Annotated in this window: 15 protein-coding genes and 2 pseudogenes; 5 read left to right on the top strand and 12 right to left on the bottom strand. The window is 37.0% G+C overall.

Annotation, left to right across the window (positions count from 1 at the left end):
- Positions 1-44: 44 nt before the first annotated feature.
- Positions 45-635, bottom strand: a complete 591-nt coding sequence (locus tag WKT17_RS14940; protein ID WP_173749518.1) for a metal-dependent hydrolase — start codon at positions 633-635, stop codon at positions 45-47.
- Between the two features lie 68 nt (positions 636-703).
- Positions 704-1,026, bottom strand: a pseudogene (locus tag WKT17_RS16345) (hypothetical protein); the annotation flags it as partial.
- 47 nt (positions 1,027-1,073) lie between these two features.
- Here WKT17_RS16345 and WKT17_RS14930 point away from each other — a divergent pair.
- Positions 1,074-1,394, top strand: a complete 321-nt coding sequence (locus WKT17_RS14930) for a signal peptidase I (RefSeq protein ID WP_244092050.1) — start codon at positions 1,074-1,076, stop codon at positions 1,392-1,394.
- Positions 1,395-1,452: 58 nt separating this feature from the next.
- On the opposite strand, the gene WKT17_RS14925 is transcribed toward WKT17_RS14930, so the two are convergent.
- The gene (locus WKT17_RS14925) at positions 1,453-2,319 is read right to left on the bottom strand and encodes a hypothetical protein (protein WP_291683596.1); all 867 of its coding nucleotides are present in this window, start codon (positions 2,317-2,319) and stop codon (positions 1,453-1,455) included.
- A 648-nt stretch (positions 2,320-2,967) separates the two neighbouring features.
- On the opposite strand from WKT17_RS14925, the pseudogene WKT17_RS14920 reads away from it, so the two are divergent.
- Positions 2,968-3,546 (top strand): annotated as a pseudogene (locus tag WKT17_RS14920) (transposase); the annotation flags it as partial.
- Positions 3,547-3,719: 173 nt separating this feature from the next.
- On the opposite strand, the gene WKT17_RS14915 reads toward WKT17_RS14920, so the two are convergent.
- The 7 genes from WKT17_RS14915 to WKT17_RS14885 form a co-directional block, all read right to left on the bottom strand.
- Positions 3,720-4,598 carry a hypothetical protein gene (locus WKT17_RS14915; protein WP_291683727.1) on the bottom strand — a complete coding sequence of 293 codons (879 nt, stop codon included), beginning with the start codon at positions 4,596-4,598 and terminating at the stop codon, positions 3,720-3,722.
- A 283-nt stretch (positions 4,599-4,881) separates the two neighbouring features.
- Positions 4,882-5,298, bottom strand: a complete 417-nt coding sequence (locus WKT17_RS14910; protein WP_291683728.1) for a hypothetical protein — start codon at positions 5,296-5,298, stop codon at positions 4,882-4,884.
- A gap of 349 nt (positions 5,299-5,647) precedes the next feature.
- Positions 5,648-5,968 (bottom strand): TfoX/Sxy family protein, encoded by a 321-nt coding sequence (locus WKT17_RS14905; protein WP_003436571.1) that lies wholly within the window; start codon positions 5,966-5,968, stop codon positions 5,648-5,650.
- A 26-nt stretch (positions 5,969-5,994) separates the two neighbouring features.
- On the bottom strand, positions 5,995-6,225 hold the full coding sequence (locus WKT17_RS14900) for a hypothetical protein (RefSeq protein ID WP_050541975.1): 231 nt from the start codon (positions 6,223-6,225) through the stop codon (positions 5,995-5,997).
- 33 nt (positions 6,226-6,258) lie between these two features.
- Entirely contained in the window at positions 6,259-6,783 is a 525-nt protein-coding gene (locus WKT17_RS14895) for a hypothetical protein (protein WP_003436577.1), read from the bottom strand.
- Positions 6,784-6,856: 73 nt separating this feature from the next.
- A complete protein-coding gene (locus WKT17_RS14890) occupies positions 6,857-7,228 on the bottom strand; it encodes a hypothetical protein (protein ID WP_003436578.1) in 372 nt (123 codons plus the stop codon).
- Between the two features lie 275 nt (positions 7,229-7,503).
- Positions 7,504-8,175, bottom strand: a complete 672-nt coding sequence (locus WKT17_RS14885; protein ID WP_070116857.1) for a helix-turn-helix domain-containing protein — start codon at positions 8,173-8,175, stop codon at positions 7,504-7,506.
- Between the two features lie 495 nt (positions 8,176-8,670).
- On the opposite strand from WKT17_RS14885, the gene WKT17_RS14880 reads away from it, so the two are divergent.
- From WKT17_RS14880 to WKT17_RS14870, 3 genes are all read left to right on the top strand, one after another.
- Positions 8,671-9,732, top strand: a complete 1,062-nt coding sequence (locus tag WKT17_RS14880) for a replication initiation factor domain-containing protein (protein WP_291683732.1) — start codon at positions 8,671-8,673, stop codon at positions 9,730-9,732.
- Positions 9,732-9,935 (top strand): excisionase, encoded by a 204-nt coding sequence (locus WKT17_RS14875; protein ID WP_002610247.1) that lies wholly within the window; start codon positions 9,732-9,734, stop codon positions 9,933-9,935. The genes WKT17_RS14880 and WKT17_RS14875 overlap by 1 nt, the downstream gene beginning before the upstream one ends.
- A 78-nt stretch (positions 9,936-10,013) precedes the next feature.
- Positions 10,014-11,207 (top strand): site-specific integrase, encoded by a 1,194-nt coding sequence (locus WKT17_RS14870; RefSeq protein WP_291683729.1) that lies wholly within the window; start codon positions 10,014-10,016, stop codon positions 11,205-11,207.
- A gap of 367 nt (positions 11,208-11,574) precedes the next feature.
- Here WKT17_RS14870 and WKT17_RS14865 read toward each other — a convergent pair whose 3' ends face one another.
- On the bottom strand, positions 11,575-11,775 hold the full coding sequence (locus WKT17_RS14865; protein ID WP_291683730.1) for a hypothetical protein: 201 nt from the start codon (positions 11,773-11,775) through the stop codon (positions 11,575-11,577).
- Between the two features lie 122 nt (positions 11,776-11,897).
- A partial coding sequence (locus WKT17_RS14860; RefSeq protein ID WP_340273420.1) for a tyrosine-type recombinase/integrase occupies positions 11,898-12,084 on the bottom strand: 187 nt, incomplete at its 5' end.

Raw genomic sequence — 12,084 nt, 5'->3', positions numbered from 1 at the left:
GGACAAACAAGTTCTAAAGTTAAAACAGTTTGTCTTTCTCTCATTTATTGCAGCATTCTTATCACAAAGAAAACACTCTCCAGCCCGGCAACCACACTTCCCATAACAAAAAGTATGGTATTCGCCAATCCATATGCATGGAACCATCCTAAGGATACCCCGCCTTTCAAAGGATAGAGCAGCCTTACTCTTCTCTTATTAAATATGTCTGTCGCAAGATGAGATATAAATCCTACTGCAAAATAAATAACCGCGTTTTTCCATATCACTCCCACTGCACAAGAGAGCAGTATCAATGCTAAGATTGAGTGCATAAATGACCTGTGAGGCTGTTCTTTACCAAAGGCGCAAATACCTACGAAAAGAAGTATACCAAAAATCATTTTTCCATAACCGCTGCTATATATCACCCTGTTTATAATCCCCGTATGAAAAAACTTGTCCAAAAACAAGGCCAAGGCTATAACAGCCACTGAAAGCCCTGTTATTTTATCCGCATCTTTATGTGAAGCTGATGTTCCCACATCAATATCACTTATCAATGCACCCAATCCGCCAATGCCAACAGCAAGAATCATTTCAGAAACACTGGCGGGCTGTGTCACTGCTAAAGCAGCCGCAATTCCTACTGTCATGTGTGTTTTTCCTAACAAAATATTCTCCTTTGTTTCTATTTGTCCTGGTGATGGATTGTATAAAGCGTCTATGACACCTCTGCCAGTTTCACTTTACACCGTTTCATATAACACGCAATTCCATATTTTAAAATTTTATCTACTCCGTTTTCCCGGAGTTCTTCGTCATACTTCCGTTCCTCCTTATACCTCTTCACATCAACCCTTTCACGCTGCGTTAAATATCCGGTCATAAATAAAAGGCTCCAGACGTTCTCTAAAGACTGATACATTTCCGGATAGATAAGTTCTTGATGAATTTCTTAACAGCATCATTACTGCTGGTATTGATCCAATAGTTTTCCGGGAAAGAATCTGCATAATCTTTTATTTTATCACAGTAGTTCAATAATTTCTTATGGTATCATTGCTCTTTCAGTTTATATGCTGTTGGGAGTTATGATACAGAAAGATGAGTTTTATATCTTTGGGTACAGACCAGTGTTAGTTTTGTCTGGTTCAATGGAGCCGTATATGGAAACAAACTCCATTGCTATTGTACAGAAAACGAAAGGCATCAAAGAAGACGATGTAGTTATGTTTCGTATAAATGAAGATACAAAGGTTTGCCACCGAGCAGTTACTATTGATGCCGAAGGTAACATCACAACAAAAGGTGACAACAACGAGAAAGCGGATGACGACACTTTAATCAAAGTATATCATCTCTTCCACGAAACAGTCAACCTTGCCACAAGTGGCAACTCCCCCCACCACTAAATGAAATGAGAAAGGCTACCAAATACCTCTCAGTAAATAGTAGCCTGCTCTTAATACCCTATTTCGTTGTCAGCATATTCTGCTTGATTTCTTCAATTTGCTCTTTTGAAAAGCCTGTTGCTCTCATAATAACTACTGTATCTACTTCATCTTTAATTAAACTTTCTGCCATACGAATAGTACGTTTTTGTTCAGCTAAGTTGATTGCCTCTTGTTTCTCTTCTTCTAATATCTGGAATACTTTCGTCATGCTCAAATACCTCCTTACTACCTTTGCATAATCTCTGTCTATAAACTTATCACTGCTCACCAGAATACCTGTGATAACAAATGCCTGTGTGTTTTCATCATCAATCTGTTTAGCCAAATCTACTACTTGCTCAATCATTCTCTGTTTTTCTTCTTTGCCTTTCTTGGCAAGTGGAAGAATGATAAGCTGCATAAGTTCCTTATCTGATAATGTTTCATTATTCTCCAGTTTCTTTTTAATAGATTGGTAGATTTCAGCATCTGGCAGGCTATGAATGAATACCTGCTCCATTTTCAGAGTCAAACATGGTATTTCCCACGTATCTTCTGCGTGTTCCACGTCTCCCGTATAAATTACAATCATACGCAGTTTAGGTATGACTTTGTTCTGTGAGTCATATCTGTGCATAATCCTGCCAATATAGTTAATATACTTCACACGATTAGAAGCCTTATCTTCTGACTCATAGTCTACGATTGCCACTGTGTCATCTTCCAGTAAAAACACATTGTCGATACGCATTTCATTTGCCGAAACTGCTGGCAAATTTGTAGGCAATACTTCCTTAATCTTTGGTAGTTTTAAGCCGTAAGCCCCAAAGGATTTCTCCTTATAGGTTTCGCTCATCAGCTTAAATTCAATGTCTTTGTTCTGATACGCTATCCCTTCTGACAATGCAATCCCTCCTTTGATATATTATAACAGTTTCCAATGGGTTCAGTCAAATACAATGAGCTGTCTAACCGTTGGATTGTCGGCATTGTAACTCTGTGGAACGGAGATGTCAATATCATTTTTAGGGAGTGTTTCTGTGGGGGATATATGAGAGTGAAGATACCAAAACTCATAAGGATTTACACAAAGAACAAACCGCTAAATACATACCAGTAAATAGCAGCCTGCTCTTAATACCCTATTTATCTTTTACACTTACATCTTCCATGGTTAAATGTGCCAATCTCAATACCTGTATATGACTGGCATGGTTCTTAAGTAATTCTATTGCAGTAGCAACATTTTTATCCAGCTACCAAAGCTGCCTCAGCTTCAGCCCTCGTTGGATAATAACCTATGGTCTTTAAGTTCTGTTTACATCTGCCTGTTTCTTGATTTAACTCCCAGCCTACGGTGACTCTCACCCTCCAAGGATTTCTCCGCTTACCTCCTTTCATCTTATAAATTAGGCGTTTGCGAAACGCCAAAGCCCACATAAAATCGGGCTTTTTTCTTTGCTAAAATAGAACAACTCCTCACAGGTTTGTGGTAAAATTTAAGTGACCAAACAAAAATCAACCATATCCACCTGAAAGGAGTTGTACCTATATGATACCATACAATCAGCTTTCTTTGGCAGATATTTTTTCAGATTGCCAGAAAATTTATGAATCCGACAAACCTCAGTTTTTGTCTCTCTTACAACAGCACATTGACCTTGATGAAATGGTTCCCGTTTCCTTTCGGAAACATTTCTATGCATCAACGGGCAGAACCCGCAAATACCCTTTGAACGCTTTTTTATGGGCGCTTATCATTCAGCGTATTTTTTCAATCCCTACCGATTCCCTGCTCCTTGTTTTCCTTCAGTATTCCCGACATCTTCGTGAATTCTGTGGTTTTACCAAGGTCCCGGATGCTTCCAAAATCACCCGCTTCAAACAGGACTTTTTGAATGATCTGCAGCTCGTATTCCATCGTCTCGTTGATGTTACGGAACCTATCTGTCAGGCAATAAATCCTGCTAAGGCAGCTATGACCATCTTTGATTCTTCTGGCATAGAAGCCTGGGTTACTGAAAACAATCCCAAATATGCCAACCGTATCATCAAACAGCTCAAAGCTTATGCAAAAGCCATGCATTTTGATGGGAACTATGACCCTTACAAAGCTGCTTATTCTTTTATGTTTATCTATAGTCCACAAAAACAAAGGGGATTTTTTATCTATTATGCTTGGGTTCTTAGGGGGGCTGAAGCCCACCTTAGTACCCCCACTATGAAGTGATGAAGATACCATATCTCAGGCATAGAAAAAGACTGCCAGATACATCTCTGTAAATGACAGTCTGTTCTGATACCCTATTTTGTTGTCAGCATACTGTTCTTGATTTCCTCAAGTTCCTCTCTGGTTAAGCCTGTTGCCTCCATAAGCATAAGTGTATCTGCACCTGCTTTGATAAGATTTTCTATCATCTCTAATCTTGTTTCACGTCTTTCATCTTTTCTGGCAAGGTTCACAGCCTCTAATTTCTCTTCCTCATATAATCTGGCTACTTTCGTCATACTTAAAAACCTCCTTATGTTATCGGCATATTTCTCATCAATAAATTTATCTGTAGTTACTAAAACACCTGATAAAACAAATATCTGTTTTGTTTCATCTTTAATTTGTTTCGTTAAAGTAATGACGTTCTCAATAATCTGTTGCTTTGCCTCTTTACCTTTTCCTGTCAGTGGAAGTATAATAAGTTGCATCAGTTCTGTGTCAGATAAAGTCTCATTGTTTTCAAGTTTACTCTTAATAGACTGATAGATTTCTTCTTCTGGTAACTTACTGATAAAGACTTGCTCCATGTTAAGAGTAAGACATTTGGTTTCAAATGAAGCCTTTGCACTCTGTACATCTCCAGTGTAAATCACAATCATACGCATGTCTGGTATCTTCTTCTCATCCTGATAGTAACGCTGTAGAAATCTACCAATGTAATTTACATACTTAATGCGGTTAGAAACTTTGTCCTCAGACTCGTAGTCTACAATAGCAACAGAGTCATCTTCCAATAGAAACACATTGTCTATACGCATCTCATTTGCAAATACTGCTGGCAAATTAGTAGGCAGTACCGCCTTAATCTTTGGTAAATCCAGTCCATAAGCTGCAAAGGACTTCTCTTTGAATGTTTCAGATATCATTTTAAACTCGACATCTTTATTCTGGTACACTATTCCTTCTGACAATGCAATCCCTCCTTTGATATATTATAGCAGTTTCCAATGGGTTCAGTCAAATACAATGAGCTGTCTAACCATTGGATTGTCGGCATTGTAACTCTGTGGAATGGAAATGTCAATATCACTTTTTAGGGCATGTTTCTGTGGGGGATATATGGCAGGGACAAGCCCTGCCAGTAATCTCAAGTACCCCCAATACTATATGACGAAAGATACCAAACTCGTAAGGATTTACACAAAGAACAGACCGCTAAATACCTCTCAGTAAATAGCAGCCTGCTCTGATACCCTATTTTGATATACTGGCTTTGATTAGTTCAAACTCTTCTTTAGATAAGTTCACAGCCTTCATCAATGCACCTATATTACTCAAGTTTTCAATTATGTACTCTATAATTGTACTGTTTTCTTTATACTGAATATCCTGTTCAATGGAAACTACTATCTCAACCGGCAGACATGTCAAAGTCAGTACCTGTAAGCGACTTAAATGGTTTTTCAGTAACAAATCGGCTACTGTGACATCTCTATCCATGTTCACCAAGTCCTCTCGCATACACTGATAATACTCATCAAGGACTGATTTGTTCTTATTCTGTTCATACGCATCATGCAGTCTCCTTTGTCTCTCTTCCATGTTTAATCTGCTTTGTTTTAATTCAACCTCACTAATCTTCATTTCAGTCACCTCTGCTTCAAAATTCATCTCTTATATAACCTCTACCTAAATATGCTCTCCTTTTAGCTACCCAGTCTTTATATGTTTCTTTTTCCACTCCATACTCATCAAACAGATGTTTATAATATGTATATTAAAATTTTATATATAATTTTCGATTATCCACATAAACACTATACTTTCAAGCAATTTGAAGTATAGAAAATCATTCAATTTACCACGAATTTACCACGATTGAGTGAGCCTTGATATGACAATAAAATAGCTCTAAAAGACACCCTTAACACCTAAGCGGTGTCTTTTGTTAAAAAGCAGTCAATCATAAAGACTAACTGCTTTGTGTGTATGGATATGAAATTGTCAAACTAGAAACTGTTTATTTTTTCTTTTTAGGTTTTGGCGTTGGTAGTTCATCATACATCACATTAAATAACCCCATCAGAAAATCTTTATTATCAATTTCTTCCACCAATAACATTTCTTTAGCATTTTCGTATGGAATTTCATAAGTAACTGCTGGCATATAAGAAATTGCGGACTTTGTTGGTTTTACCAGCAACCTATCATCATATATACCGCCAACGATTTTTCCACGATAATAGATAATAAATTCTCCCATCATTGCACGATATGTTATTTCTTGTAATTCTGATAATTGTTCTAAAACAAATTGTAAATAATCTTTACTTGAAGCCATTTCTAAATCTCCAATCTTGAATTTTATTATTCCAATGCTTTCTTTAAGTCCAGAACAAATTGCTTTTGTTGTTTTTTCAAATAGGTTTTTACAAAAGGTTTCATAAAACACTTTTTAGGTATCACATTTTCTGTAAAGTCTATTTCTGTTTTGCTCAAATCACTTCGCCATGAGTTATATTTATCAACAGCTAAAACAATGTTCCAAACTTTTTGAATATCATTACTAATAATTGTATTTATATTTGAAATTGCCACTTTTTCATTTCCCATTTTCAAACTGAAATTTATTTAGTTCTTGTTATGCTGTTTTGCTATGCTTTTTTGAGTATTATTAACATCTGCTTTCAGTCGTTCTACATTATCGTATGCCAATCCAAATTTAAAAATCTTTTTCCCTTTTTTATCATAGAATACAGTTAATTTATCATAACTGTAGGTGGGTACAATATTTCCATAATCTAATCCTGTTCTATATGTTTCACTTTTTGTTTTTGATGTTTTAATATCAGACATACGATATTCCTTATTTTTAAAACCAATATGATAAATCACTTTTCCTTTATAAACTTCAACTCGTTTTGTAGCTGAGACAATACCTATAATTCCAAAAATAAAAAGAGGTAGGGGTATAATTATAAGGAATATTGCTAAAAATGTGTAATAAACAAATTCCTGCATAAAAATACAGCTAAAAACAGTTGTGGTTATGAAAATGATACTTATAAGAATCATTAAGCAGCCCACAATCAGATTTAATATTTTTCGACCTTTTTTCATAGCGATACAGTATCTATATGCACTTAAATTTTCCATATGGTTTCCTCCATAACTTCTAAATTTTTCTTTGCGTATAACTTCTTTTCAAACTGAAACCTGCTTGGCTTTATCATAAGGCTGAGTAGATCATAAAAACGCCAAATAAAAATACTAACAAAGCAACAATCTCTATACGAAAATCAAAGCATTTGAAAACCTCATTTCCATATTTTTCATTCTTAAATACGGAAATTTCTTTTCCAATATTTCTCTTTCCCAATGACAAAAAGATACAACCATGTGCAGTATGATATTTTTTGTTTTTAATCTTCACTATATAAGCATGCTTTTTGACATTAACACCACCTACTACATAACCTGCATTTTGTTCTACAATGTCGATTATTTTCCCTTTGCATTTTTCGCCAGTAAAAACAACCCTATATTTTATGTATAGAATTAATAGTGATGTGAATATAAAAATACTCCCTAAAAGCCACATTGAGTACACTCCTATAATTAAATCTTGTTCGTGTTAAATTCTACTTTGTCCATTTCTCCATATCCATATTATAACAGTTCCATATATCCGCCACAATAAAAATCAGCATACCCTTAGCATTTTTCTATGGAACAAAAATGCACACTTTTTCTTTCTCCTCTTGATTACCCTACAACAGAAAAGAAAAAGCCCTGTCAAGAGCCTTGCCACCATTGGTGGTGCTTTGCACTCTTTACTGGGCTTTTTATTTGCTGTATCTTCCATGCAAGAGGAAATTAAAGACCTCTGTTCCATTTCGCCTTTAGATAATCTTCATAGTCTGCCTCATTAAAGTCTACTTGTGGAGAAGTATTAGGAATGTTTTTTCTGTTATCTATATCTGCAAGTTGACGGAATATCCAGTCATCATAAGGGTTGTGATATTTGTATTCTTTCGGTTGTTCTCTGTATCGGTCTAACCCTCGCATTTCCTTATGTACTTTCATCATGCGTTCTATTTTTTGTCGCTGTATTAACTGTTTGATTTCCATAAGTTCTTCAATTTCTACAACCTCATTAGAAAGATAATTGCTGATGTATCTAATCAATATGGTTTCCATGTAAAATCTGTATTCGTTTTCATTATCGAAAAATTCATTTTCAGACAGATAATCTAAAGAAACATTGAAGTCTTGTTCCCGTTTGATAATATCCATGATATATGGCTCGGTGTGGTCGATATACTTCCATTCTCCCGACAATAATTCATTGGGCGTTACACCCAGCACGTCCATTATCTTTTCCAGCGTATCAAAGGTAGGATAATTCACACCTCGTTCAATCTTGGAAAGGCTCTGCATATTGATACCGATTTTGTCTGCCAGTTCCTGTTGTTTCATTCCTTTATGTTTTCTTATGGTTTGTATGTTCTCTCCTAAGAAACTGATTTTCTTTTCATAATGCTCCATAACTTAGTATAACCGCTCCTTTCGTTGCTTTTCTTGGTATTTATAAGCATATCATACTTAATATAAACCGAAAAGTCAACAAAAACTTCTTGACAAGTAATTCTAATGGCGTTATTATCGTATCAGATAAAGTGATTAAGCACGCTAGGGTCAATCACACGCTTGAGTAAGCACAAAAAATATGTATTTTCACTTTGATAGCATGAATAAGCATGGACTATCAGACCGAAAACAAGGTTTCTGACTGGGGCTGTTCTGTTTAGCCACGAGCCTTACAAGGCTCGTGAGCGTTAAGAACGGGGCAGACACAGGAAGAAAGGAACGCCTTTCGGCGTTCGCAGAGGGCGTATATGTAACACCGCCCTGCGTATACATGTCATAGTACCTAGAAACTGTGATAAATAAAGGAAAAAACACGATTTTTACCCCGCAAAAAAACGGGGCATACGAAAGGAGAAATGCACTATAACTACACACAAAAATTTATCCGTTAAGATTGATTACATCAGCATTGTATTTGAAACGGCAACCGCTGAAGATGTAATCATGCACATTTTAGGTTTACCGACTGACATTTTCAATGTTTATCCAGCAACGATAAAATTCAAGACTTATCAAGCACGCTGGCAGATTGGAGATATTTATGTATCGGGAGACGCAAGAAAGACAGAGGATAACCCACAGGGGCTAGGCTGTTATCTTGTTATGACTGGCAGAGGTTGTGATGATATTTTCCGTATTCTCAACAATAGGAATTATACCTTTGGGGATATGTTCCGACGCTGTGAGCGAAGATACGGACTGGATAACTTCCATTTCACAAGACTTGATATTGCCATTGATGATAAAAACGAAAAACCATTCTTTACCATAGAGCAGATAAAGAAGAAATGCGAAAAAGAGGAATTTATCTCGAATAGTGAGGGCTACCACTTTGACGAAAGCAAGTTTGATGATTTCGACACCGCAAAGACTGTTTATATCGGTGCTGGTAAATCGGGATTGTCCTACCGTTTTTATGATAAAGATAAGGAAGTCTGTTCAAAGCATAATAAGACACTTGATGAAGTCGGCAGTTGGAAACGGACAGAAATGCAACTGCGTGATGATAAGGCTCATGCTTTTGCCATGACATTCAAAGACAGACCGCTGGAACTTGGGGAACTGGCTTTCGGTCTATTGGCAAACAACCTACGCTTTGTCGTGCCAAACAGAAATGAAAGTAATAAGAGCAGATGGAAAACGTGTCGGTTTTGGGAACGCTTTTTAGGGGCTGCGGAAGTCTTAAAACTGCAAGTACCGAAACTACATAATTCTCTTGAGGAAACACAGCAATGGCTCACAGAGGGTGGCGTGATTTCCGCTGTGAAAAGTTTTTACTTCTTGGAAGAACATGACGCATTAGGTGGACTGGAAAAAGTGGGAACTATGCTTGATAAGGCAAGATACAGCAATTCCCTTTCCAGTAAACTAACCGCCCACTTACAGAGGATAGACCGCACCGACCTTATCCCCTATATCCAGTATGACACGAAACATGGGAAAGGGGGTATCTGATGAATAACAACGATATTCCTGTATGGGAAAAATACACCCTTACCATTGAAGAAGCGTCAAAGTATTTCCGTATCGGAGAAAACAAGTTAAGACGCTTGGCAGAGGAAAACAAGGACGCTGGCTGGCTCATTATGAATGGCAACCGCATACAGATTAAACGCCGACAGTTTGAAAAGGTCATTGACAAATTGGACGCAATCTAATGCAAATGAGCCTTGTATGTGTTATGATAAACACAAGTCATATCAAGTCTCTTTCCAATAAGGAAAGGAGCAGACACCATGAAAGAAAAAAGACGGGATAGCAAAGGACGTATCCTGCATACTGGAGAGAGCCAACGAACAGACGGAAAATACTTATATAAATATGTGGACGCATTTGGAAACACAAAATATGTGTATGCTTGGAGATTGACACCCACAGACCCGACACCAAAGGGAAAACGGGAAAAAACCTCACTTCGTGAACTGGAACAGCAGATAAGACGGGATATTGAGGACGGTATCGACAGCACAGGCAAGAAAATGACGCTTTGCCAACTCTACGCCAAACAGAACGCACAGAGGGCAAACGTGAAGAAAAGCACACAGAAACAACGGGAACAGCTCATGCGGTTATTGAAAGAGGACAAGTTAGGTGCTAGGAGCATTGATACGATAAAACCCTCTGACGCTAAGGAATGGGCGTTACGCATGAAAGACAAAGGCTTTTCCTATAACACCATTAACAACCATAAACGCTCGTTAAAAGCGTCATTCTATATCGCCATACAAGACGATTGTGTAAGGAAAAACCCTTTTGATTTCAAGTTGAGTGAAGTCCTAGAAAATGATACCAAAGAGAAAGTCGCATTGACAGAGGAACAGGAACTAGCCCTACTCTCATTCATCAAGACGGACAATGTGTATCACAAGTATTATGATGATGTGCTGATACTGTTAAAGACAGGACTTCGTATCTCGGAACTGTGCGGACTGACAATCATGGACGTTGATTTTATCCATGAGGTTGTAGTTATCGACCACCAGTTACTAAAGAGCAAGGAACAGGGTTATTATATTGAAACGCCTAAGACAAAAAGCGGAACAAGGCAAGTGCCATTAAGCAAGGAAACGATACAAGCATTTCAACGGGTTATGAAGAAACGCCCAAAGGCAGAACCATTTGTGATAGACGGACGGGGCAACTTCCTATTTGTCAATCAGAAAGGCAAGCCCAAAGTTGCGATTGATTACAATATGCTTTTTGTCCGTATGGTAAAGAAATACAACAAGCACCATAAGGATAACCCTTTGCCACATATCACACCGCATACGCTACGCCATACATTCTGCACAAGATTGGCAAGCAAGAACATGAACCCGAAAGATTTACAGTATATCATGGGACATTCAAATATCAGTATCACAATGAACTGGTATGCTCATGCGTCCATAGATACTGCAAAATCAGAGGTTCAGCGTTTAATCGCATAGAAGTATTTACCACGATTTTAACCACGCTTGATAGCGAAAATATAAGAAGATAGACCTAGATATGTGAGGTTTACCACAAAAGAAAAATGCCCGTAGAGCCGATAAAATAAGGCTTTGCGGACATTTAAGAAGATATAAAAAGATAGTTAAAAAGATATATATAATTTATACAAATCTTCCATATACTGACTGTCACTAACAGTCTTTTCAGAAATGGCTCTATAATATGTAGACTTTGAAATACTCAGCTTATCTAAAATATCTTCCATTTTTAATCCATTTATCGACATACAGATAATAGCAACAGTATAGGTTCTCATTTTATCCACTCTGGCCTCAGTAGCTGCTGCGGTACTTCTTCCACGTTTTATGAAATCCAATTCATTAATGCTTTATACTTCTCATATACCTCATGCAAAACAACGCAAGACTCAGGTGTCTCCATTTCTACGATTAAACACAGTTTTTCAGCATCACCTTCTTCCAATTTTGCAGGTTTCTCTTTTTTGGTAGACTTTCTCACAATGGCACTTTTATCCAGTAATCCAAAAAACTCCTCTGGTGTCATTTTTCTATCTCCTTTTGTGCTTTTTATTCAGTATATTACACAATTCTCGACAGATAAATAGTTTTTTCTACAATTTTACAGAGATAAAGGCAATGTCAGCAATCCAACATTGCCTAACCTATTTAATCTTTAATTTTCAGCATTTCTTCTTTCAATTCTTCTATCTCCCTATGCGTATAGGTAGCCTCCGTAGTATCGTTAATAGCATGACCTACAATACGTTTTAAAATATATTCATCCATACCTGATTTTTTCGCCTTTGTAATAAACGTATGTCTGGTTTCATGTGGGTGATGTTCCATCTTAAGT

Origin of the sequence: Blautia sp. HCN-20427 (assembly GCF_037890365.1) — a bacterium.
Lineage (GTDB): Bacteria > Bacillota > Clostridia > Lachnospirales > Lachnospiraceae > Blautia.
This window is presented reverse-complemented; position numbering and strand designations above follow the sequence as displayed.

Excerpts from the sequence above, each read along its gene's own strand:
- WKT17_RS14895 (WP_003436577.1), bottom strand. The coding sequence starts at position 6,783 with ATGGAAAATTTAAGTGCATATAGATACTGTATCGCTATGAAAAAAGGT.
- WKT17_RS14910 (WP_291683728.1), bottom strand. The coding sequence starts at position 5,298 with ATGAATTTTGAAGCAGAGGTGACTGAAATGAAGATTAGTGAGGTTGAA.
- WKT17_RS14870 (WP_291683729.1), top strand. The coding sequence starts at position 10,014 with ATGAAAGAAAAAAGACGGGATAGCAAAGGACGTATCCTGCATACTGGA.
- WKT17_RS14890 (WP_003436578.1), bottom strand. The coding sequence starts at position 7,228 with ATGTGGCTTTTAGGGAGTATTTTTATATTCACATCACTATTAATTCTA.
- WKT17_RS14940 (WP_173749518.1), bottom strand. The coding sequence starts at position 635 with ATGACAGTAGGAATTGCGGCTGCTTTAGCAGTGACACAGCCCGCCAGT.
- WKT17_RS14885 (WP_070116857.1), bottom strand. The coding sequence starts at position 8,175 with ATGGAGCATTATGAAAAGAAAATCAGTTTCTTAGGAGAGAACATACAA.
- WKT17_RS14875 (WP_002610247.1), top strand. The coding sequence starts at position 9,732 with ATGAATAACAACGATATTCCTGTATGGGAAAAATACACCCTTACCATT.
- WKT17_RS14930 (WP_244092050.1), top strand. The coding sequence starts at position 1,074 with ATGATACAGAAAGATGAGTTTTATATCTTTGGGTACAGACCAGTGTTA.
- WKT17_RS14865 (WP_291683730.1), bottom strand. The coding sequence starts at position 11,775 with ATGACACCAGAGGAGTTTTTTGGATTACTGGATAAAAGTGCCATTGTG.
- WKT17_RS14905 (WP_003436571.1), bottom strand. The coding sequence starts at position 5,968 with ATGGCTTCAAGTAAAGATTATTTACAATTTGTTTTAGAACAATTATCA.